General features: G+C 64.2%; 16 protein-coding genes. 8 read left to right on the forward strand and 8 right to left on the reverse strand.

The genetic code is table 11. From position 1 onward, the window contains the following. The first annotated feature begins 86 nt into the window (after nt 1-86). Together CAG44_RS11080 and queD are read left to right on the forward strand one after the other, a co-directional pair. Nucleotides 87-1,166, forward strand: a complete 1,080-nt coding sequence (locus tag CAG44_RS11080) for a patatin-like phospholipase family protein (protein ID WP_085692144.1) — start codon at nt 87-89, stop codon at nt 1,164-1,166. Nucleotides 1,167-1,219: 53 nt separating this feature from the next. Further along, the gene (gene queD, locus CAG44_RS11085; protein WP_025338446.1) at nt 1,220-1,576 is read left to right on the forward strand and encodes a 6-carboxytetrahydropterin synthase QueD; all 357 of its coding nucleotides are present in this window, start codon (nt 1,220-1,222) and stop codon (nt 1,574-1,576) included. 39 nt (nt 1,577-1,615) lie between these two features. Here queD and CAG44_RS11090 read toward each other — a convergent pair whose 3' ends face one another. After that, a complete protein-coding gene (locus tag CAG44_RS11090) occupies nt 1,616-2,875 on the reverse strand; it encodes a hypothetical protein (RefSeq protein ID WP_085692145.1) in 1,260 nt (419 codons plus the stop codon). Nucleotides 2,876-2,946: 71 nt separating this feature from the next. Beyond that, entirely contained in the window at nt 2,947-3,414 is a 468-nt protein-coding gene (locus tag CAG44_RS11095) for a DUF1289 domain-containing protein (protein WP_161795747.1), read from the reverse strand. 406 nt (nt 3,415-3,820) lie between these two features. Between CAG44_RS11095 and acnB the strand changes: the two genes are divergently transcribed. Then, complete coding sequence (gene acnB / locus CAG44_RS11100; RefSeq protein WP_025338443.1) at nt 3,821-6,430, forward strand: bifunctional aconitate hydratase 2/2-methylisocitrate dehydratase; 2,610 nt, start codon at nt 3,821-3,823, stop codon at nt 6,428-6,430. A 176-nt stretch (nt 6,431-6,606) separates the two neighbouring features. Here the strand turns inward: acnB and prpD are convergent, their stop codons facing one another. The 6 genes from prpD to CAG44_RS11135 form a co-directional block, all read right to left on the reverse strand. Further along, entirely contained in the window at nt 6,607-8,091 is a 1,485-nt protein-coding gene (gene prpD / locus CAG44_RS11105) for a 2-methylcitrate dehydratase (RefSeq protein ID WP_085592923.1), read from the reverse strand. Nucleotides 8,092-8,261: 170 nt separating this feature from the next. Continuing rightward, on the reverse strand, nt 8,262-9,452 hold the full coding sequence (prpF, locus tag CAG44_RS11110; RefSeq protein ID WP_085692146.1) for a 2-methylaconitate cis-trans isomerase PrpF: 1,191 nt from the start codon (nt 9,450-9,452) through the stop codon (nt 8,262-8,264). A 157-nt stretch (nt 9,453-9,609) separates the two neighbouring features. Continuing rightward, nucleotides 9,610-12,198 (reverse strand): Fe/S-dependent 2-methylisocitrate dehydratase AcnD, encoded by a 2,589-nt coding sequence (acnD, locus tag CAG44_RS11115; protein ID WP_085692147.1) that lies wholly within the window; start codon nt 12,196-12,198, stop codon nt 9,610-9,612. A gap of 194 nt (nt 12,199-12,392) precedes the next feature. Continuing rightward, nucleotides 12,393-13,520, reverse strand: coding sequence for a 2-methylcitrate synthase (prpC, locus tag CAG44_RS11125; protein WP_013971911.1), 1,128 nt, complete (start codon nt 13,518-13,520; stop codon nt 12,393-12,395). Between the two features lie 167 nt (nt 13,521-13,687). After that, nucleotides 13,688-14,578, reverse strand: a complete 891-nt coding sequence (prpB, locus tag CAG44_RS11130; RefSeq protein WP_003259689.1) for a methylisocitrate lyase — start codon at nt 14,576-14,578, stop codon at nt 13,688-13,690. Further along, nucleotides 14,575-15,291, reverse strand: a complete 717-nt coding sequence (locus tag CAG44_RS11135; protein ID WP_085592915.1) for a GntR family transcriptional regulator — start codon at nt 15,289-15,291, stop codon at nt 14,575-14,577. The genes prpB and CAG44_RS11135 overlap by 4 nt, the downstream gene beginning before the upstream one ends. Before the next feature lie 329 nt (nt 15,292-15,620). On the opposite strand from CAG44_RS11135, the gene CAG44_RS11140 reads away from it, so the two are divergent. The 5 genes from CAG44_RS11140 to CAG44_RS11160 all read left to right on the forward strand — a co-directional run bounded on the left by CAG44_RS11140 (nt 15,621) and on the right by CAG44_RS11160 (nt 21,140). Next, nucleotides 15,621-16,157: an ATP-dependent zinc protease gene (locus CAG44_RS11140; protein ID WP_025338438.1), complete on the forward strand. Its 537-nt coding sequence runs from the start codon at nt 15,621-15,623 to the stop codon at nt 16,155-16,157. A gap of 5 nt (nt 16,158-16,162) precedes the next feature. Then, entirely contained in the window at nt 16,163-17,698 is a 1,536-nt protein-coding gene (locus CAG44_RS11145; RefSeq protein WP_025338437.1) for an inactive transglutaminase family protein, read from the forward strand. Then, the gene (locus tag CAG44_RS11150; protein ID WP_025338436.1) at nt 17,698-18,678 is read left to right on the forward strand and encodes an alpha-L-glutamate ligase-like protein; all 981 of its coding nucleotides are present in this window, start codon (nt 17,698-17,700) and stop codon (nt 18,676-18,678) included. The genes CAG44_RS11145 and CAG44_RS11150 overlap by 1 nt, the downstream gene beginning before the upstream one ends. A gap of 200 nt (nt 18,679-18,878) precedes the next feature. After that, complete coding sequence (gene pabB, locus CAG44_RS11155; protein ID WP_085692149.1) at nt 18,879-20,222, forward strand: aminodeoxychorismate synthase component I; 1,344 nt, start codon at nt 18,879-18,881, stop codon at nt 20,220-20,222. Between the two features lie 183 nt (nt 20,223-20,405). Continuing rightward, nucleotides 20,406-21,140, forward strand: coding sequence for a phosphoadenylyl-sulfate reductase (locus CAG44_RS11160; protein ID WP_085692150.1), 735 nt, complete (start codon nt 20,406-20,408; stop codon nt 21,138-21,140). Nucleotides 21,141-21,264 lie beyond the last annotated feature (124 nt).

Below are 21,264 nucleotides of genomic sequence, written 5' to 3' on the forward strand. Positions count from 1 at the left end.
ACCCGATGGGTTGGGCAATCTCCTGCAGGCCCTGTGCATGCCTTGAACCCTTTACAATGACTCGCCTGCTGCCCAAGAGATCCGCCATGAGCGCCATTCACATCAAATACCCCGCCCTCACCTTCAAGGCCGGCCAACGTGCCCTGCGGCAGGTCCGCGAGCGCGGCCTGCAGGCGGCCGATGTCGGTGTGTTGCCGGGTGCGGCTGGCGGGCCGAAGCCGCTGGGCATCCAGGGCCTGGACCTGGCGCTGTTCGGTGAGTGGCTGCCGTCGGCACCACGCCAACGTGCGCTGATCGGCGCCTCGATCGGCGCCTGGCGCTTCGCCAGTGCCTGCCTCGACGACCCGGTCGCAGGCATCCGTCGCCTGGGCGAACTGTACACCGAGCAGGATTTCGCCAAGGGCGTCACCCCGGCCGAAATCAGCCGCAGTTGCCAACACATGCTCGACAACCTGCTGCAAGGCCGCGACGGCCAACTGCTGGCCAACCCGCACTATCGCCTGAACATCCTGGTAGTGAAGAGCCATGGCCAGCTCGCCCACGACCATCGCGGCCGCCTGGGCCTCGGCCTGGGTTCGGTGATCGCCAGCAACCTGCTCGGCCGTTCGCGCCTGGCCCGGCACTTCGAGCGCATCATCCTGCACGACGGCCGCGCCACGCCGCCGCTCGACGCACTGACCGACTTCCCCTCGCGCTGCCTGCCGCTGGACCAGGCCAACCTGCGCCATGCCTTGCTCGCCTCAGGGTCCATCCCCATGTTCATGGAAGGTGTGAAAGACATCCCAGGCGCAGGTGCAGGCACCTACCGCGACGGCGGCCTGCTGGACTACCACCTCGACCTGCCCTACCGCGGCGACGACCTGGTGCTGTACCCGCACTTCACCGACAAGGTCGTACCCGGCTGGTTCGACAAGGCCCTGCCCTGGCGCAAGGGCGATGCCACCCGCCTGCAGAACGTGCTGCTGATGACACCCTCGCCGCAGTACCTGGCGGCGCTGCCCTACGGCAAGCTGCCCGACCGCAACGACTTCAAGCGTTTCATGGGCGATGCGCCTGGCCGCAAGCGCTACTGGTACAAGGCCATTGCCGAGAGCCAGCGGCTGGGCGACGAGCTGCTGGAGCTGATTGCCACCGGGCGGTTGCATGAACGCCTGCAAGCCTTGTAGCGGCCATGCTGGTAGACTGCGCGCATTCTTGATTCACACAGAGTTATGACAGCGTGGAAATTTTTAAAGAATTTACATTCGAGTCGGCCCACCGCCTACCGCACGTCCCTGCCGGGCACAAATGCGGTCGCCTGCACGGCCACTCGTTCAAGGTCGGCCTGCACCTGACCGGCCCGCTCGACCCGCACACCGGCTGGATCCGCGATTTCGCCGAGATCAAGGCGATCTTCAAGCCGATCTACGAGCAACTGGACCATAACTACCTGAACGACATCCCGGGCCTGGAAAACCCCACCAGCGAAGTGATCGCCAAGTGGATCTGGGACCAGGTCAAGCCGCTGCTGCCGGAACTGTCGAAAGTCCGCATCCACGAGACCTGCACCAGCGGCTGCGAGTACAGCGGCGACTGACCCCGGCAAGGGCGCTGTAGCAGCGCCCTTGCGCCCCCCCTAGAACCTGGCCGAGGTTTCCAGCACCTGCACAGTCAGGGATCCTTCCTCACCCAGCGCCTCCGCACCCAGCCTGCGTTCGCTGCGATCAGCCAGCTTCACGACTCGACCACTGCTGTGCCTGAGTTTCACGTTGGCCACAGTTGCCCCCACCTGCAAGGCAGCCGGGTCCAACCCGTCCAGATGCCAGAGAAAATCCGCCTCCGCACGAACCGATTGCCAGCGCTGCGCCAGGCTCATGGTCCAGCCCTTCTGTTTGCGCAGGGTGAAGTTCAGGCGCCGACCACGCTCGTCAAGCGGCCAGATCTCATACGCATACACCCCGTTATCGAGGTAGGCGGCAAACCAGAAACGCTCGCATGCCGGTCGGGTTTCATCGTCGCGCCAGCGCGTGCCCAACGAATCGGCCTGCTCCACACTCAACCTTGCCCGTGGGTTCCACTCCCAGCCTTCGTCAAAGCGAGCTGCCACTAAGCCCTGCACGCCGTCCGTGGAGCCGGCTGGCGTCTCGTCGGGCCGCCAGCACAAACTGGCGATGAAACTGTGCTCTGCCTTGAACACATGACTGCTGCCCGCCCGCTGCAGACCCGTGCCCCAGGCGACATCACGCGCTTCATGGGCGTAGTCCAGCACTTCGAGGGCCATCAGGCCTGGCTCGCCAGTCAACGTGTTTATCAGCCACGCCTCCCGGTTGGCGATGCGCCTGGCCCGTTGCCCGGCGGCGTCGACCAGAACGACATTGCATAACCGCGCCCCGCGCTTGATATCGTTGTGGTTGATACCCGAAAGGTTCCACAGGTGCTGCGGGTCGGCCAGATGCTGACGCCCGGCCGCCGCCTCGGTCTGGTCCTTCACGCCCGCATAGCCTGCAAAGCCTGACAGCGCCCCCGGCTTACTGTAGACAATCCGGTTCAGCGGTTTCCAGTTCCGGTCATAAGGCCGCATTTCATAGCGCAGCGTCGCCCCGGTCCGGTCCGTACCGCTGACATAGGCTCCGAACCAGAACAGCTCGCCATACACATGACTGGGCAAGGTGTAGCTCCATGGCTCCAGCTGCAATGGCCCGGTGCCTTCGGGCTCGGCCCGCAGATACCGGTACCAGTGGTCATTGTGAAACCCGGCTCCGCCATAATGCAGCCACATGGGGGCAAGCCTGGCGGTCGAAGCGTCCCACTGATCGGGATGCAGGAGCTCATCGCCCAGCTGCCACCAGCAGCGAGCCAAAAAGGAAAATTCCGGGTGGTAGACATAGTCGCTCATGGGCGCTTCCTGTACATGGAAAACGCCGGACACTACGCGAGCGATGCCGCCCGAAATCAGCGGGAAACAGCCTACTCCAAAGCCTGTTGCAGGAACGCCGGGGCGATGTAGCGCTGGTAATGCGCCTCGGACAGCAGGAAGAACTCGCGGTCGATGGCGTCGCGCAACTGCGGCAGCTCCCAGTCGCGGAATTCCGGCAGCAGCACCATGCCGTAGGCTTCCAGGTCGCGGATCATCCGCGCCCCGCGGGCAATCAGCTGGTACGCCCAGCAATATTCCGACTGCTGCTCGACAAAGCGGATGGAACGCTGCTCCAGTTGCTGGCGCAGCAGGCCTTTGTCGAACACCTCCAGCTTGGCCATCATCACCTGCACCAGCAGCTGCTCCAGGCGCAGCCACACGGCGCGCTTCTGCGCATCGTCGTAGCCGTTCCAGTTGATCACTTCGTGGTGGAACCGCTTGCAGCCACGGCAAACCGTGTCTCCGTAAACCGTGGAGCACAGGCCGACGCAAGGGGTCTTGATGGACTTGTTGGACATGAAAAACAACAGCTTGGCGGTGGAACACGGGCTCATGTTAGCCCTTTGTCTAACCAGGGTCACTCGTTAAAGTCATCTTCGCCGCCTTACGTTCGAGCTTTTTTTGCCGTAGAATCATCCCGCCTTTTCAAAGGCAACAATGTCCGTTGGAAGCTGTTTTCAAAGCGTCACGAGCACAGTTCATCCGGTAGAACGGCGTTGGCCCGGGCCATGCATCCCTCGCATGCCCGTGCCAGCCCTCATCAGCTCCCCGTTCTGCAGGCGTAAAACTTTGAAAGCAGCTTCTGTAAGGATTCTTTGCGACTCTGGCTGGGCGGCCCACAAAGCCGTGGCAGCGCATGGGTGCATTGAATGCTGGATGAGCGTCCCGGACCCCCTTTAGGGACCACTGATGAGGGAAATAACTGTGCTTGAAGCCTACCGCAAACACATCGAAGAGCGTGCCGCCCTGGGTATCGTGCCCCAGCCGCTGAACGCCGAACAAACTGCAGGCCTGGTCGAGCTGCTGAAAAACCCGCCGGCCGGCGAAGAAGCCTTCCTCGTAGACCTGATCACCAATCGCGTACCGCCAGGGGTCGACGAAGCTGCCTACGTCAAGGCCGCTTTCCTCTCCGCCGTCGCCAAGGGCGAAGCCAAGTCGCCTCTGATCGACCGCAAGCACGCCACCGAACTGCTGGGCACCATGCAGGGCGGCTACAACATCGAAACGCTGGTCGCACTGCTGGATGACGCCGAACTGGGCGCCGTCGCGGCCGAACAGCTCAAGCACACCCTGCTGATGTTCGATGCCTTCCACGACGTGGCCGAAAAAGCCAAGGCCGGCAACGTTCACGCCAAGGCCGTGCTGGAATCCTGGGCTGCCGGCGAGTGGTTCACCTCGCGTCCGGCCATCGCCGACAAGTACACCCTGACCGTGTTCAAGGTGCCTGGCGAAACCAACACCGACGACCTGTCCCCTGCCCCGGACGCCTGGTCGCGCCCTGACATCCCGCTGCACGCCCTGGCCATGCTGAAAATGGCCCGCGACGGCATCGAGCCGCAGCAGCCTGGTTCGGTCGGCCCGCTGGCCCAGATCGAAGCCGTCAAGGCCAAGGGCTTCCCGGTTGCCTACGTCGGTGACGTGGTCGGTACCGGTTCCTCGCGTAAATCCGCCACCAACTCGGTGCTGTGGTTCTTCGGCGACGACATCCCGTACGTGCCGAACAAGCGCGCCGGTGGCTTCTGCTTCGGCACCAAGATCGCCCCGATCTTCTACAACACCATGGAAGACGCCGGCGCCCTGCCGATCGAATTCGACTGCACCAACCTGGGCATGGGCGACGTCATCGACGTTTACCCGTTCAAGGGCGAAGTGCGCCGTCACGGCAGCGACGAACTGGTCACCAACTTCGAGCTGAAAACCGAAGTGCTGCTGGATGAAGTCCGCGCTGGCGGCCGTATCCCGCTGATCGTCGGCCGTGGCCTGACCGAAAAAGCCCGTGCCGAACTGGGCCTGGGTGCTTCCGACCTGTTCAAGAAGCCGGAGCAGCCTGCCGATTCGGGCAAGGGCTTCACCCTGGCACAGAAAATGGTCGGCCGTGCCTGCGGCCTGCCAGAAGGCCAGGGCGTGCGCCCAGGTGCCTACTGCGAGCCGAAGATGACCACCGTCGGTTCCCAGGACACCACTGGCCCGATGACCCGCGACGAGCTGAAAGACCTGGCGTGCCTGGGCTTCTCCGCTGACCTGGTGATGCAGTCGTTCTGCCACACCGCGGCCTATCCGAAGCCGATCGACGTCACCACCCACCACACCCTGCCAGACTTCATCCGCACCCGTGGCGGCGTGTCGCTGCGCCCGGGCGACGGCATCATCCACAGCTGGCTGAACCGCATGCTGATGCCTGACACCGTGGGTACCGGTGGCGACTCGCACACCCGCTTCCCGATCGGCATCTCGTTCCCGGCAGGTTCCGGCCTGGTGGCCTTCGCCGCCGCCACCGGCGTCATGCCGCTGGACATGCCAGAGTCGATCCTGGTGCGCTTCAAGGGCAAACTGCAGCCAGGCATCACCCTGCGTGACCTGGTTCATGCCATCCCTTACTACGCCATCCAGAAGGGCCTGCTGACCGTCGAGAAGAAAGGCAAGAAAAACGCCTTCTCCGGCCGCATCCTCGAGATCGAAGGCCTGAACGATCTGACCGTCGAGCAAGCCTTCGAGCTGTCCGACGCCTCGGCCGAGCGTTCCGCTGCCGGTTGCACCATCAAGCTGCCAGAAAAGGCCATCGCCGAGTACCTGCAGTCCAACATCACCCTGCTGCGCTGGATGATCGGCGAAGGCTACGGCGATGCCCGCACCCTGGAGCGCCGCGCCCAGGCCATGGAAGCCTGGCTGGCCAAGCCTGAGCTGCTGTCGGCCGACGCCGATGCCGAATACGCCGAAATCATCGAAATCGACCTGGCCGACGTGAAAGAGCCTGTGCTCTGCGCGCCGAACGACCCGGACGATGCCCGCCTGCTGTCTTCGGTACAGGGCGAGAAGATCGACGAAGTGTTCATCGGTTCGTGCATGACCAACATCGGCCACTTCCGCGCTGCCGGCAAGCTGCTGGACAAGGTCAAGGGCGGTATCCCGACCCGTCTGTGGCTGGCTCCGCCAACCAAGATGGACGCTCACCAGCTGACCGAAGAAGGCTACTACGGCATCTACGGCAAGGCTGGCGCGCGCATGGAAATGCCAGGCTGCTCGCTGTGCATGGGTAACCAGGCACGTGTGCAGACCGGTTCGACCGTGGTCTCCACCTCGACCCGTAACTTCCCGAACCGTCTGGGCGACGCCACCAACGTGTACCTGGCATCGGCCGAGCTGGCTGCTGTCGCTTCGATCATCGGCAAGCTGCCGACCGTTGAAGAGTACATGCAGTACGCGAAGGACATCGACAGCATGGCTGCCGACGTTTACCGCTACCTGAGCTTCGACCAGATCGCCGAGTTCCGCGAAGCGGCAGCCAACGCCAAGATCCCGGTAGTTCAGGCGTAAGCTGAGTTGTAAGATGTAAAGGAAAGCCCCGGCAGAAATGCCGGGGCTTTCTTGTTTCAACCTGTACCGGCCTCTTCGCGGCTAAAGCCGCTCCCACAGGGCCCCCACAGTTGTCGAGGGCTGCGCAGGACCTTGTGGGAGCGGCTTTAGCCGCGAAGAGGCCAGCACAGGCAACCTCAGATCACGAACAGGTCGACAAACCTGTGCACCGCCATCTGCTCCAGCTTCTGCTGGTCCTTGCACACTTCCACAATCTCCCCACACCGCTGCCGCGCAAAGCGCGTCGCCAGGTTGTCCCTGAACTTGGCCTCCAGCAACGGTATGCCCTCCCCTCGCCGCCGGCGATGCCCGATCGGGTATTCCACCACCACCTGCTCGGTACTGCTGCCATCCTTGAAGAACACCTGCAGCGCGTTGGCGATCGAGCGTTTGTCCGGCTCCAGGTATTCACGGCTGAAGCGTGGGTCTTCCACCACCTCCATCTTCTCGCGCAGGCGGTCGATGCTTGGGTGGTTGGCATGGAAGGTGTCTTCGTAATGCTCGGCCACCAGATGACCGAAAATCAGCGGCACCGCCACCATGTACTGCAGGCAGTGGTCGCGGTCGGCGGCATTGGCCAGCGGGCCGCTCTTGGAAATGATGCGGATCGCCGACTCCTGGGTGGTAATGACGATACGGTCGATTTCGTGCAGGCGGTTACGGACCAGTGGATGCAAGGTTACCGCTGCTTCGCAGGCGGTCTGGGCGTGGAACTCGGCAGGGAAACTGACCTTGAACAGCACGTTTTCCATCACGTAGCTACCCAAGGCTTGCGGCACGCGCAGCTCTTGCTGCTCGGACGGCTTGAGCGCGAGGTCCTTGTTGGTGTGACTGAACAGCACATCGTAGAAGCCCCACTGCGGCGCAGTGAGCACGCCCGGCACGCCCATCTCGCCACGCAGGGCAATATCGGCCAGGCGCACGCCACGGCTGGAAGCATCACCGGCGGCCCACGATTTGCGCGAACCGGCGTTGGGCGCATGGCGGTAGGTACGCAGCGCCTGGCCGTCGACGAAGGCGTGGGACAAGGCGCTCAGCATCTGCTCACGGTTGGCCCCCATCAGCCTGGCGCACACGGCGGTGGAGGCCACCTTGACCAGAATCACGTGGTCGAGGCCAACGCGGTTGAAGGCGTTTTCCAGCGCCAGCACGCCCTGGATCTCGTGAGCCATGACCATGGCTTCGAGCACATCGCGCATCAACAGTGGCGTTTCACCTGCGGCTACGCGCTTCTGCGACAGGTGATCGGCAACGGCCAGGATGCCGCCGAGGTTGTCCGAGGGGTGGGCCCATTCGGCGGCCAGCCAGGTATCGTTGTAGTCCAGCCAACGTACCGTGCAGCCGATGTCCCAGGCGGCCTTGACCGGGTCCAGGCGGTAGGCGGTGCCGGGCACGCGGGCGCCGTTGGGCACCAGGGTGCCTTCCACCTGGGGGCCGAGCAGCTTGGTGCATTCGGGGAAGCGCAGGGCCAGCAGGCCGCAGCCGAGGGTATCCATCAGGCAGTTGCGCGCGGTGTCCAGGGCTTCGGCAGATTCGACCCGGTACGTGAGGGCGTAATCGGCGAGGGTTTGCAGCACCCGGTCGTAGTCCGGGCGGGCGTTGAGGTCTACGTTGGCGCTCATATGCAGCTCCGTTCAGAATTGCCGGGGCTGCTGTGCAGCCCTTCGCGGGCTTGCCCGCTCCCACAAGTACACCACAGCCTTCGGAACCTGTGATTACCTGTGGGAGCGGGCAAGCCCGCGAAGGGCCGCCAAGCGGCCCCAACTCACTAAAGCCGAGCGCCAGTGGTGCGTTAGAAGCTATCGCCAGGCACGCGAACCCAGCCCTCCATCAGCACGCGAGCACTGCGGCTCATGATTGCCTTGGTCACTGTCCATTCACCATTCACCTGGCGCGCCTCGGCCCCCACCCGCAGGGTGCCCGAGGGGTGGCCGAAACGCACGGCGCTGCGCTCGCCCCCGCCTGCGGCGAGGTTGACCAGCGTGCCCGGAATGGCCGCCGCGGTGCCGATGGCCACCGCGGCCGTCCCCATCATTGCATGGTGCAGCTTGCCCATCGACAAGGCCCGTACCAGCAGGTCGATATCACCCGCCTGCACCGCTTTGCCACTGGACGCAGTGTAGGTGCTCGGCGGCGCGACGAAAGCCACTTTCGGCGTGTGCTGACGCCCGGCAGCCTGGTCGACGTTGCCGATCAGGCCCATGCGTACGGCGCCATAGGCGCGAATCGTCTCGAAGCGCAGCAGCGCCTGCGGGTCGCCGTTGATGGCGTCCTGCAGTTCGGTGCCGGTGTAGCCGATATCCGCCGCATTGACGAAGATGGTCGGGATGCCGGCATTGATCAGGGTCGCCTTGAACGTACCGACACCCGGCACCTCGAGGTCATCGACCAGGTTGCCGGTGGGGAACATCGCCCCGCCGTCGCCATCTTCGTCGGCCGCCGGGTCGAGGAACTCCAGCTGCACCTCGGCGGCCGGGAAGGTCACCCCGTCCAGCTCGAAGTCGCCGGTTTCCTGCACTTCACCTTCGGTGATCGGCACATGGGCGATGATGGTCTTGCCGATGTTGGCCTGCCAGATGCGCACGGTGGCGATGCCGTTGCGCGGAATGCGCGCCGGGTCGACCAGGCTGCTGCTGATGGCGAACGAACCGACCGCGGCAGAGAGGTTGCCGCAATTGCCGCTCCAGTCGACAAAGGCCTTGTCGATGCTGACCTGGCCGAACAGGTAGTCGACATCGTGTTCAGGCTTGATGCTTTGCGACAGGATCACGGTCTTGCTGGTGCTCGAAGTGGCGCCGCCCATGCCGTCGATCTGCTTGCCATAGGGGTCGGGGCTGCCGATCACCCGCAGCAGCAGTGCATCACGGGCAGGGCCGGGGATCTGCGCCAGTTCGGGCAGGTCTTGCAGGCGGAAGAACACGCCTTTGCTGGTGCCGCCACGGATGTAGGTGGCGGGGATTTTTACTTGCGGTACATGAGCCATGGATGTGCTGTCCTGTCTGATAGGCATAAAAACCCGGGGCTGCCATGCAGCCCATCGCCGGCAAGCCAGCTCCCACAGGAACCCAGCTGGCTGCAGGATGTGCAATCCCTGTGGGAGCTGGCTTGCCGGCGATGGGCCGCAAAGCGGCCCCCTGCAATTAGGCGGTCGCTTCGAGGAAGTCCTGGGCGAAGCGCTGCAGCACCCCGCCGGCCTCGTAGATCGACACTTCCTCGGCGGTGTCCAGGCGGCAGGTCACCGGTACCTCCAGGCGCTCGCCGTTGGCGCGGGTAACCACCAGGGTCAGCGTCGCCCGCGGCGTACGCGCGCCCAGTACGTCATAGGTCTCGCTGCCATCCAGGCCGAGGGTCTTGCGGTCGGTGCCCGGCTTGAACTCCAGCGGCAGTACGCCCATGCCCACCAGGTTGGTACGGTGAATACGCTCGAAGCCTTCGGCGACGATCGCCTCGACACCAGCCAGGCGCACACCCTTGGCCGCCCAGTCACGGGACGAACCCTGGCCGTAGTCGGCACCGGCGACGATGATCAGCGGCTGCTTGCGATCCATGTAGGTCTCGATCGCCTCCCACATGCGGGTGACCTTGCCTTCCGGCTCGATACGCGCCAGCGAGCCCTGCTTCACGCAGCCGTCTTCCTTGCGCACCATTTCGTTGAACAGCTTGGGGTTGGCAAAGGTAGCGCGCTGGGCGGTCAGGTGGTCGCCACGGTGGGTAGCGTAGGAGTTGAAGTCCTCCTCCGGCAGGCCCATCTTCGCCAGGTACTCGCCGGCAGCGCTGTCGAGCATGATGGCGTTGGACGGCGACAGGTGGTCGGTGGTGATGTTGTCCGGCAGCACTGCCAGCGGGCGCATGCCGCGCAGGGTCCGTTCACCGGCCAAGGCGCCCTCCCAGTACGGCGGGCGGCGGATGTAGGTGCTCATCGGGCGCCAGTCGTACAGCGGCGCCACCTTCGGCCCACGGTCTTCCTCGATGGCGAACATCGGGATGTACACCTTGCGGAACTGCTCCGGCTTGACCGCGGCACGCACCACGGCGTCGATCTCTTCGTCGCTGGGCCAGATGTCCTTGAGGCGGATTTCCTTGCCGTCGACCACGCCCAGCACATCCTTCTCGATGTCGAAGCGGATGGTACCGGCGATGGCGTAGGCCACTACCAGTGGCGGCGAAGCGAGGAAGGCCTGCTTGGCATACGGGTGGATCCGCCCGTCAAAGTTGCGGTTGCCCGACAGCACGGCAGTGGCGTACAGGTCACGGTCGATGATTTCTTGCTGGATCACCGGGTCCAGGGCGCCGGACATGCCGTTGCAGGTGGTGCAGGCGAAGGCGACGATACCAAAGCCGAGCTGTTCCAGCTCCTTCTCCAGCCCGGCCTCTTCCAGGTACAACTGCACGGCCTTGGAGCCAGGCGCCAGCGACGACTTGACCCACGGCTTGCGGGCCAGGCCCAGCTTGTTGGCATTGCGCGCCAGCAGGCCTGCGGCAATCACGTTGCGCGGGTTGCTGGTGTTGGTGCAGCTGGTGATGGCGGCAATGATCACCGCGCCATCTGGCATCTGCCCTGGCACTTCTTCCCAGCTGCCGGCGATGCCTTTGGCCGCCAGGTCGCTGGTGGCGACGCGGGCATGCGGGTTGGACGGGCCGGCCATGTTGCGCACCACGCTCGACAGGTCGAAGCTCAGGGTGCGCTCGTAGACTGCGCCGCCCAGGCTGTCGGCCCACAGGCCGGTGGCCTTGGCATAGGTTTCCACCAGCTTGACCTGCTGCTCTTCACGGCCGGTCAGGCGCAGGTAGTCGATGGTCTGCTGGTCGATGGCGAACATCGCCGCAGTGGCGCCATATTCCGGGGCCATGTTGGAAATGGTGGCGCGGTCGCCCAGGGTCAGGGCACGGGCACCCTCGCCGTGGAACTCCAGGTAGGCGCCGACGACTTTCTGCTTGCGCAGGAATTCGGTCAGGGCCAGCACCAGGTCGGTGGCGGTGATGTTCGGCGCCAGCTTGCCGGTCAGCTCGACGCCGACGATTTCCGGCAGGCGCATCCACGAGGCACGGCCGAGCATCACGTTCTCGGCTTCCAGGCCACCCACACCGATGGCGATCACGCCCAGGGCGTCGACATGCGGGGTGTGGCTGTCGGTGCCGACGCAGGTGTCCGGGTAGGCCACGCCACGGTCGTTGTGGATCACCGGCGACATCTTCTCCAGGTTGATCTGGTGCATGATGCCGTTGCCCGGCTGGATCACGTCGACGTTCTTGAACGCCTTCTTGGTCCAGTTGATGAAGTGGAAGCGGTCTTCGTTGCGGCGGTCTTCGATGGCGCGGTTCTTTTCGAAGGCCTGCGGGTCGAAACCGCCGCACTCGACGGCCAGCGAGTGGTCGACGATCAGTTGCACCGGCACCACAGGGTTGACCTGGGCCGGGTCGCCGCCTTTGTCGGCAATGGCGTCACGCAGGCCGGCGAGGTCGACCAGTGCGGTCTGGCCGAGAATGTCGTGGCACACCACGCGGGCCGGGAACCACGGGAAGTCGAGGTCGCGCTTGCGCTCGATCAGCTGGCCCAGCGAGGCGTCGAGGGTAGCCGGGTCGCAGCGGCGCACCAGGTTTTCGGCGAGTACGCGAGAGGTGTAAGGCAGGCCATCGTAGGCGCCGGGCTTGATGGCCTCGACCGCCGCGCGGGCATCGAAGTAGTCCAGGTCGGTGCCTGGCAGGTGCTTGCGGAATGCAGTGTTCATATCGTTATCAGGCTCGGTCACGGTACGGTCGTGGATAGCTTTCTGGTTGCAGCCCTGTGTCAGCTGTTCCGGCCTCATCGCCGGCAAGCCGGCTCCCACAGGTATTGCACTGCTCCTGAGGCTGGTGCAGTCCCTGTGGGAGCCGGCTTGCCGGCGATGAGGCCGGAACAGGCCACCCCCACAGGTACGGCCCGTCAGCGCTGTTCGATCGGCACGAACTGGCGCTGCTCGACGCCGACATACTCGGCGCTCGGGCGGATGATGCGGTTGTTGGCGCGCTGCTCGAAGACGTGCGCAGCCCAGCCGGTCAGGCGCGAGCAGACGAAGATCGGGGTGAACAGCTTGGTCGGGATGCCCATGAAGTGGTACGCCGAGGCATGGTAGAAGTCGGCGTTGGGGAACAGGCGCTTCTGCTCCCACATGGTCTTGTCGATGGCTTCGGAAACCGGGTACAGCACCTTGTCACCCACTTCGTCGGCGAGCTGTTTCGACCAGCCCTTGATCACCTCGTTGCGCGGGTCGGACTCTTTGTAGATGGCATGGCCAAAGCCCATGATCTTGTCCTTGCGCTCGAGCATGCGCAGCAGCTCGGCAGTGGCTTCCTGCGGGCTCTGGAAGCGCTCGATCAGCTCCATCGCCGCCTCGTTGGCACCGCCATGCAGCGGGCCGCGCAGCGAACCGATGGCAGCGGTTACGCAGGAGTACAGGTCGGACAGGGTCGAGGCACAGACGCGAGCGGTGAAGGTCGAGGCGTTGAACTCGTGCTCGGCGTAGAGGATCAGCGACACGTTCATGACCTTGACGTGCAGCTCGCTCGGCTTCTTGCCATGCAGCAGGTGCAGGAAGTGGCCACCGAGGGTGTCTTCGTCGCTGGTGCAGTCGATACGCACGCCGTCGTGGGTGAAGCGGTACCAGTAGCACATCACTGCCGGGAACAGCGCCAGCAGGCGGTCGGTCTTGTCACGCTGGGCCTCGAAGGTCAGTTCGGGCTCCAGGGTACCCAGCACCGAGCAACCTGTGCGCATCACGTCCATCGGGTGGGCGTCACGCGGGATGCGCTCGAGCACTTCCTTCAGGGCTTGCGGCAGGTCACGCAGGCCCTTGAGCTTGCGCTTGTAGTCGGCCAGTTCGGCTTTGCTCGGCAGCTCGCCGTACAGCAGCAGGTAGGCGACTTCTTCGAACTCGGCACCCGCGGCCAGGTCACGCACGTCGTAACCACGGTAGGTCAGCCCGGCACCGGCCTGGCCCACGGTCGACAGCGCGGTCTGGCCGGCCACCTGGCCGCGCAGGCCTGCGCCACTGAGTACTTTTGCTTCGGCCATGGTGTTTCTCCTTTCTTGAACTTGTTATGGATTCTTTCTGGCTAATTCGGGGGTGGCTGTATCGGCCCTATCGCCGGCAAGCCAGCTCCCACAATGTCTTGCACAGGGCTCGAACCTTGTGCGGTACCTGTGGGAGCCGGCTTGCCGGCGATGAGGCCCTCACAGGCTCAACCTTTTTTCTGGGCAAACAGCGCATCGAGGCTCTGCTCGAAGGCGTGGTAACCAATGGCATCGTAGAGCTCCATGCGGGTCTGCATGGTGTCGATCACGTTCTTCTGCGTGCCGTCGCGACGCAGCGCGGTGTACACGTTCTCGGCCGCCTTGTTCATGGCACGGAACGCCGACAGCGGGTACAGCACCAGCGACACGTCGACCGAGGCCAGCTCTTCGGTGGTGTACAGCGGCGTGGCGCCGAATTCGGTGATGTTGGCCAGGATCGGTGCCTTCACCCGGTCGGCGAAGGTCTTGTACATCTGCAGTTCGGTGATGGCTTCCGGGAAGATCATGTCGGCACCGGCCTCGACGCAGGCGGCGGCGCGGTCCAGGGCGGCGTTCAGGCCCTCGACGGCCAGAGCGTCGGTACGCGCCATGATCACGAAGCTGTCATCGGTGCGGGCATCGACTGCGGCCTTGATGCGGTCGACCATTTCCTGCTGGCTGACGATTTCCTTGTTCGGGCGGTGGCCGCAGCGCTTGGCGCCGACCTGGTCCTCGATATGGATGGCGGCAGCGCCGAACTTGCTCATCGAGCGCACGGTACGGGCAACGTTGAAGGCAGAGGCGCCGAAGCCGGTGTCGACATCCACCAGCAGCGGCAGGTCGCACACGTCGGTGATGCGGCGCACGTCGGTGAGTACATCGTCCAGGCCGCTGATGCCCAGGTCCGGCAGGCCCAGCGAACCGGCGGCGACGCCGCCACCGGACAGGTAGATGGCCTTGAAGCCGGCGCGCTTGGCCAGCAGGGCATGGTTGGCATTGATGGCGCCAACCACCTGCAGCGGATGTTCAGCGGCAACGGCGTCGCGGAAACGCTGACCGGGGGTGCTCTTCACAGTCATTTCTCACCTCGTGGGCTGTTGTTGTGGGCGTCCAGGTAGTGACGCTCGATATTGCGCTTGGACGCGCCGATGTGGCGGCGCATCAGGAGTTCGGCCAGCTCGCCGTCACGGTCGGCGATGGCATCGAGAATGCGGTGGTGTTCGGCAAAGGCCTGGCGTGGCCGGTTGGGCGTGGCGGAAAACTGGATGCGGTACATGCGCACTAGCTGGTACAGCTCGCCGCAGAGCATCTTGACCAGGGTCTGGTTACCGCTGCCCTGGATGATCCGGTAATGGAAGTCGTAGTCGCCTTCCTGCTGGTAATAGCCCAGGCCGGCCTGGAACGCGGCATCGCGCTCGTGGGTGTCGAGCACCCGGCGCAGCTCGTCGATGTCGGCCTGGCTCATGCGTTCGGCGGCCAGGCGGCAGGCCATGCCTTCCAGCGATTCGCGAATTTCGTACAGCTCGATCAGTTCGGCGTGGTTGAGCGACACCACCCGCGCCCCCACATGCGGCACCCGCACCAGCAGGCGCTGGCCTTCGAGGCGGTGAATGGCCTCGCGCAGCGGCCCGCGGCTGATGCCGTAGGTACGCGCCAGCTCCGGCTCGGAAATCTTGCTGCCAGGGGCGATATCGCCCTTGACGATGGCCGCCTGGATGCGCCGGAAGACGTTTTCGGACAAGGTTTCCGTTTCGTCTGCCAGCATCGGGCTGGGGGTGGATAGGTCCTGCATATTGTCGACACCTTGCAAATCTCTTTGCCAGAAATTAGCTAATTTGACCGCGGCAGTCAAAGACAAAATGAATATTGTCGACAATCGTCTAAGAACGAACTAATGCCAGCCCGGTGCTGTCAGATCGCGCACCGCTGGCGTCAAGGCGCCGGCGTGATAGAATGCCGCGCCTCCGATGGAGTATGGATAGCCTGTCTGTCATCCATTCATGCTGTTGACAGATGAACGAGGAAGCTTGCGCAGTCGCTGCCAGTCGCCTTGCCCTGAACACGGCTCTGAACATGGCTTTGAAAACAGCCCCGAACCTTGCACTGCACCGCGCCAGGAATATGAGACTTACACCCGCATTATTGCTGCTCTGCCTCACCCTGCTGCCGGCCCTTGGCCAGGCCGCAGGCAAGACCGTGTACGGTCTCAACGAATATGCACGCCTGGGCGACCTGGACCTGGAAGTGGCCGCCAAGCTCGACACCGGCGCCAAGACCGCGTCGCTCAGCGCCCGCGACATCAAGCGTTTCAAGCGCAACGGCGAAAGCTGGGTGCGCTTCTACCTGGCCATCGACGCCGCCCATTCGCACCCCATCGAACGCCCGCTGGCACGCGTAAGCAAGATCAAGCGCCGGGCCGGCGACTATGATGCTGAATCGGGCAAGGCCTACACCGCGCGCCCGGTCATCGAACTTGAAATCTGCATGGGCCAGGCCATGCGCACCATCGAAGTCAACCTCACCGACCGCAGCGCCTTCCAGTTCCCGCTGCTGATCGGCTCCGAGGCGCTCAAGCACTTCGACGCGCTGGTCGACCCAAGCCTTAAATACGCGGCCGGCAAACCTGCCTGTGCCACCGACGCTCCCAAAGCAGAGTAATCCCGATGCGCTCTCTTACCCTCCATCTGAAAGTCCTGATCACCGTGCTGGTGCTGTTGGGCGTGGCGGTCACGGCTTATCAGATCTTCGTACTCGGCATCCCGGTAACCGAGGATGAAACCGACGACCTGTGGAACATCGACGCCAAGGTCGAGTTCGTGGCCAGCACCAAGGACCCGGTCAAGGTGCAGATGTTCGTGCCACCGCTGAACCGCGACTACGTCAGCCTCAACGAGAGCTTCATCTCCAACAACTACGGGGTGAGCGTCAACCGTGCCGACGGCAACCGCAAGGTCACCTGGTCGGCCCGCCGCGCCAGCGGCAACCAGACCCTCTACTACCGCCTGGTGCTGACCAAGCGCTACAGCAACGAGAAGACCACGGTCAAAGGCCCGACCTTCCGTGACAGCCTGGCAGTGGAAGGCCCCGAGAAGATCGCCGCCGAGGCCCTGATGGCGCCGATCCGCCAGCACTCGGCCGACGTCGAGACCTTCGTCAGCGAGACCATCAAGCGGGTCAACAACCTCAACGACGACAACGTCAAGCTGCTGCTGGCCGGCGACACCACGGCGATGAAGAAGGCCCAGGTCATCGACCTGCTGCTGTCGATCGCCCACGTACCGATGGAGAAGGTGCACACCATCCGCCTGGTGGCCGACACCCCGCAAACCCCGGAACTGTGGCTGCGCAGCTTCAACGGCACCGACTGGCTGTACTTCAACCCGGACACCGGCGAGCAGGGCCTGCCCAGCGATCGCCTGCTGTGGTGGACCGGTGACGACAACCTGATCACCGTCGATGGCGGCAAGAAGGCCAATGTTACCTTCAGCATGAACAACAGCGAGATGAACGCCATCCGCCTGGCCAAGCTGACCGACGAAAATACCGACGCCGACTTCCTCGAATATTCGCTGTACGGCCTGCCGCTGCAGACCCAGCAAACCTTCATGATCATGGTGATGATCCCGATCGGCGTGCTGGTGATCCTGGTGCTGCGCAACCTGGTCGGCCTGCAGACCCTGGGTACCTTCACCCCGGTACTGATCGCCCTGGCCTTCCGCGAAACCCAGCTTGGCTTCGGTATCGTGCTGTTCACGGTAATCACCGCCCTGGGCCTGTCGTTGCGCTCGTACCTGGAACACCTGAAGTTGCAGATGCTGCCACGCCTGTCGGTGGTACTGACCTTCGTCGTGGTACTGATTGCCGCCATCAGCCTGTTCAGCCACAAGCTGGGCCTGGAGCGCGGGCTGTCGGTAGCGCTGTTCCCGATGGTGATCCTGACCATGACCATCGAGCGCCTGTCCATCACCTGGGAAGAGCGTGGCGGCGGTCATGCCATGAAAGTGGCCATCGGCACCCTGTTCGCCGCTTCCCTGGCGCACCTGTTGATGATGGTGCCGGAGCTGGTGTACTTCGTGTTCACCTTCCCGGCCGTGCTGCTGATCCTGGTGGGCTTCATGCTGGCGATGGGTCGCTACCGCGGCTACCGCCTGACCGAGCTCGTACGCTTCAAGGCATTCCTGAAGAAGGCTGACGCCTGATGTTTGGCCTGATCAAGACGTGGAAAGCCCTGGAGGCCCGGGGCATCATGGGTATCAACCGGCGCAACGCGGACTACGTGTTGAAGTACAACAAGCGCCACCTGTACCCGATCGTCGACGACAAGATCATCACCAAGGAGCGCGCCCTGGCGGCCGGCATCCATGTGCCGGAAATGTACGGCATCATCGAGACCGAGAAAGAGATCGAGAAGCTCCACCAGATCATTGGTGGGCGCAGCGATTTCGTCATCAAGCCGGCGCAGGGCGCCGGTGGTGACGGCATCCTGGTGATCGCCGACCGCTTCGAGGACCGCTACCGCACGGTGTCCGGCAAGATCATCAGCCACGAGGAAATCGAGCACCAGATCTCGAGCATCCTCACCGGCCTGTACTCGCTGGGCGGGCACCGCGACCGTGCGCTGATCGAGTACCGGGTCACCCCTGACCAGATCTTCAAGAGCATCAGCTACGAAGGCGTGCCGGACATCCGCATCATCGTGCTGATGGGCTACCCGGTGATGGCCATGCTGCGCCTGCCGACCCGCCAGTCCGGCGGCAAGGCAAACCTGCACCAGGGCGCCATCGGCGTGGGTGTCGACCTGGCCACCGGCGTGACCCTGCGCGGCACCTGGCTGAACAACATCATCAGCAAGCACCCGGACACCACCAACGCGGTGGATGGCGTGCAACTGCCGAACTGGGACGGCTTCATGAAGCTGGCCGCCGGCTGCTACGAGCTGTGCGGCCTGGGCTACATCGGTGTCGACATGGTGCTGGACCAGGACAAGGGGCCGCTGATTCTCGAGCTCAACGCCCGCCCGGGCCTGAACATCCAGATCGCCAACGACTGCGGCCTGACCCAGCGCACCCACGCCATCGAGGCGCACCTGGAAGCGCTGGCCAAGGATGGCATCAGCGAAGATGCCGAACAGCGCGTGCGGGTATCGCAAGGCTTGTTCGGGCACGTGCACCCGCGCTGAAATCGCCGGGGCTGCTGCGCAGCCCTATCGCGACACAAGGCCGCTCCTACAGGATCACGCGATCTCCTGTAGGAGCGGCCTTGTGTCGCGACAGGGCCGCAAGGGCGAAACCCAGTGCTTGAATGTCGCCACAAAGCTAGGCGCATTTCCTGCACAGGTCTACAATCGCCCTCCTCGCTTTTACATCGCCGTCCACACTGATGCCGACCTGTACGCTCCACCCCCTGCCCTACCAGCCCGACCCTGCCGCCTATTTCGCCCGCCTGCGCCAGGCCCCCGGTGCGATCCTGCTGGACAGCGCCCGCCCCGGCGCCGAACGCGGGCGCTTCGACCTGCTCAGCGCCTGGCCGCTGCAACACCTGCAAGCGCAGCCCGACGAAGATGGCCGCACCTTCCTCCAGCGCCTGCGCGCCGGCCTGGCACGACTGGGCCATGCGCAGTTGCCCGCAGGCAGCGAGCTGCCGTTCGCTGGCGGCCTGATCGGCTACCTGAGCTATGACTTCGGCCGCCGCCTGGAACACCTGCCCAGCCTGGCCGTGGACGACCTTGGCCTGCCGGACGCGCAACTGGGCCTGTATGCCTGGGCGCTGGTGACCGACCACCAGTGCGCGACCAGCCAACTGGTGTTCCACCCGAGCCTGCCCGGCAGCGAACGGGAACGGCTGATCGCCCTGTTCGAAGGTGTCGACAACGCGGAAAGCGGCAGCTTCCAGCTACTCGCGCCGATGGCCGGCGACCTGCAGCCCGAGCAGTACAAGGCCGCCTTTGACCAGGTGCAGCGCTACATCCAGGCCGGCGACTGCTACCAGATCAACCTTACCCAGCGCTTCCGCGCGCCCTGCCAGGGCGATCCGTGGCACGCTTACCAGGCCCTGCGCAAAGCCTGCCCCACCCCCTTCTCCGGCTACCAGCAACTGGCCGACGGCAGCGCCCTGTTGAGCTTTTCGCCCGAGCGCTTCATCCGCGTCAGCCAGCGCCAGGTGGAAACCCGGCCGATCAAGGGCACCCGCCCGCGCGCCAGCAACCCGGCAGAAGACATGCGCAATGCCGAGGAGCTGCTGCACAGCCCCAAGGATCGCTCGGAAAACCTGATGATCGTCGACCTGCTGCGCAACGACCTGGGGCGTACCTGCGAGATCGGCTCGGTGAAGGTGCCGGAGCTGTTCAGCCTGGAGAGCTACCCCAATGTGCACCACCTGGTCAGCAGCATCACCGGCCAGCTGGCCAGCGACAAAGACGCCCTGGACCTGATCGGCGACAGCTTCCCCGGCGGCTCGATCACCGGCGCGCCGAAGATCCGCGCCATGCAGATCATCGACGAACTGGAGCCGGCACGTCGGGCGCTGTACTGCGGCTCACTGCTCTACGTGGATGTGCGCGGCGAGATGGACAGCTCGATTGCCATTCGCAGCCTGCTGGTCAAGGGTGGACAGGTCAGTTGCTGGGGCGGCGGCGCGGTGGTGGCCGACTCCGAGTGGCAGGCCGAATATGAAGAGTCGATTGCCAAGGTGCGGGTGTTGATGGAGACCCTGCAAGGCTTGTGATCGGCGGCGCCTGCTTCGCGGGCTCGCCCGCTCCCACAACTGGCAGATGTGCGCTGTACCTGTGGGAGCGGGCGAGCCCGCGAAGCAGGCGCCACCGACTCCAAGCCCGCCTACCCCGCCATTTTTTGTTACCATCACCTCACTACGAGCGCACAGCGCCACAGCCACGATGGAAACCGCCTGATGAGCCAACCCTTCGACGTCGCCGCCCTGGCCGCGACCTATGCCAACAAGTCCCCGCAGGACATCCTCAAGCTTGCCTTCGAGCACTTCGGTGATGACCTGTGGATCTCCTTCAGCGGCGCCGAGGACGTGGTGCTGGTGGACATGGCCTGGAAGCTGAACAAGCAGGTCAAGGTGTTCAGCCTCGACACCGGCCGCCTGCACCCGGAGACTTACCGGTTCATCGACCAGGTCCGCGAGCAGTACAACCTGCCGATCGAAATCCTCAGCCCCGACCGCGCCAAGCTCGACCCGTTCGTCAAGGAAAAGGGCCTGTTCAGCTTCTACAAGGACGGCCATGGCGAGTGCTGCGGTATCCGCAAGATCGAGCCGCTGCGTCGCAAGCTGGCCACCGTGAGCGCCTGGGCCACCGGCCAGCGCCGCGACCAGAGCCCGGGGACCCGCAGCCAGGTGGCGGCAGTGGAAATCGACAGCGCCTTCTCCACCCCCGAGCGTACCCTGTACAAGTTCAACCCACTGGCACAGATGACCAGCGAGGAAGTGTGGGGTTATATCCGCATGCTGGAGCTGCCGTTCAACAGCCTGCACGAGCGCGGCTTCATCAGCATCGGCTGCGAGCCCTGCACCCGCCCGGTGCTGCCAAACCAGCATGAGCGCGAAGGGCGTTGGTGGTGGGAAGAGTCGACGCAGAAGGAATGCGGGTTGCACGCGGGCAACCTGATCAGCAAGGCATAACACAGCTGGGGCCGCTTCGCGCCCCAATCGCCGGCAAGCCAGCTCCCACAGGAACATCACAAGCCTTCAGGCAACGGTAATCCTGTGGGAGCTGGCTTGCCGGCGATTGGGCCGCAAAGCGGCC

The sequence above is a fragment of the Pseudomonas sp. B13(2017) genome (assembly GCF_002113245.1).
Lineage (GTDB): Bacteria > Pseudomonadota > Gammaproteobacteria > Pseudomonadales > Pseudomonadaceae > Aquipseudomonas > Aquipseudomonas putida_Z.